This is a genomic window from Cognatiluteimonas sedimenti (genome assembly GCF_022808325.1).
GTDB lineage: Bacteria > Pseudomonadota > Gammaproteobacteria > Xanthomonadales > Xanthomonadaceae > Cognatiluteimonas > Cognatiluteimonas sedimenti.
On sequence record NZ_JALGCL010000001.1, the window covers coordinates 104,264 to 105,735 of the forward strand.

General features: G+C 61.8%; 3 protein-coding genes. 2 read left to right on the forward strand and 1 reads right to left on the reverse strand.

The window, feature by feature from the left end:
* Window positions 1–117: 117 nt before the first annotated feature.
* Window positions 118–525 carry an IS110 family transposase gene (locus MQC88_RS00485; RefSeq protein WP_315857034.1) on the reverse strand — a complete coding sequence of 136 codons (408 nt, stop codon included), beginning with the start codon at window positions 523–525 and terminating at the stop codon, window positions 118–120.
* Between the two features lie 234 nt (window positions 526–759).
* Between MQC88_RS00485 and MQC88_RS00490 the strand changes: the two genes are divergently transcribed.
* A complete protein-coding gene (locus MQC88_RS00490; RefSeq protein WP_243318185.1) occupies window positions 760–1,035 on the forward strand; it encodes a hypothetical protein in 276 nt (91 codons plus the stop codon).
* Window positions 1,036–1,165: 130 nt separating this feature from the next.
* Entirely contained in the window at window positions 1,166–1,462 is a 297-nt protein-coding gene (locus MQC88_RS00495) for an excalibur calcium-binding domain-containing protein (RefSeq protein ID WP_243318186.1), read from the forward strand.
* The last annotated feature ends 10 nt before the right edge of the window (window positions 1,463–1,472 follow it).

Below are 1,472 nucleotides of genomic sequence, written 5' to 3' on the forward strand. Positions count from 1 at the left end.
GCAACTGTCTTGTAGTTGGGCCTGTCAGGCAGCCAATAGACCCTCCGCCCGCAGCTCTTCGCGGCGCCTCGCATTGACGATTCCCAGCAGCTTGCGCATGCATGCGACAAGCGCCACCTAGCCCAGCTTTCCGCGAGCGCGCAGTTGCTGGTAGTGGTCGCGCATCGTCGGATCCCAACGTACGGCCGATAGCGTGGCCATGTACAGCGCCGCGCGCACCGGCGCACGGGCATCGATCGCATCGGTCTTGGCCAGTTCGCCCGTGGCACGGGCGAATTTGCGTGCCTGCCGCGGGTTGACCCGGGCCACCCAGAAGCCAGCGTCGCCACAGGCTTCAAGCAGCGGCTCTTCGTAGCCGCCCGTCGCTTCAAGCACCACCCGAGGCGACTCCAGCCTGCCCAGGTGCCGAAGCAGCTTCCCCATGCCCGCCTCGGTATTGGCGAACCGCACGACACCCGGCTGGCCGTCCACCGCCAGATTCAGGGCTGCCTTGCCCACATCGAGCCCCACTGCCGTCATCCCCATTCTCGGCTACAGTTGAGTGGTCGAGAGCATCGCGCCCGTGGCCCACGCTTATCGGTTCGAGGGAAACCTCGTCCAACTGTTCGGGCGCAAGGCGCGAGATCCGGCGTGCGGCCCCTGCTGAATTACGGTGGTGCTGACACCGAGGCGTTATCGGGCGCGCACGCCGGGCTCTCGGCTCTTAGGCTAGGGGAAACTCAAGACATAAGGCGTTAGGCCGCTAAACAAGGACGCACAGTGGACAAGTCGCAAGCAGAAGCCATCGCCACTGCCATGCTGGAGCCCGACACGAAGGCTCAAGAGCAGGTACGCCGTAAGCGTCTTGCCGAGGCGAAGAGCCTCGCAAAACGTCGCAAAGTGGCGTGGTTCGTGTTGGCTGGGGCGCTCCTGGGGGCAGTCGCCGCTCAGCTCACCGGACATCGCATCACCGAGGGCATCATCTGGGGTGGCATACCAGGAGCAATCGCGGGATGGCTATTCGTCACGTGGGCCGGATACCGATCCGCGCCCTAACATTGCGTTCAAGCCGAAATTGCATCGCTACGCCGTCAACATGGCAGAAAGAGCTTTCCATGTTGCCAGCTACGCGCTGCAATTCGGCTTAACTTGAGCGTTAGACCTTGCCCGAGGGGAGTCGGCAACTGTGAAAAACATCATCGTCATTATCGTTCTGGCCAGCCTTGCCTGGTTCGGATACGGCAAGTTCAAGAACTCCACTCACTCGGTCACCGGCGACGCGATTGCTACGCCTGGCCAATACGCATCTGCGGCGCAAGCAGGTGAACCGGAGGCCGACTCGCCATTCAGGTGTGACGGACGCACGATGTGTCCGCAAATGACTTCTTGCGCTGAGGCAACCTACTTCATCAAGCATTGCCCTAACACCAAGATGGACGGTAACAATGATGGAGTTCCTTGCGAGCGGCAGTGGTGCAATTAGCTGCAGCAAG

Coding starts and splice junctions, on each gene's coding strand:
- MQC88_RS00485 (WP_315857034.1), bottom strand. CDS start 525: ATGGGGATGACGGCAGTGGGGCTCGATGTGGGCAAGGCAGCCCTGAAT.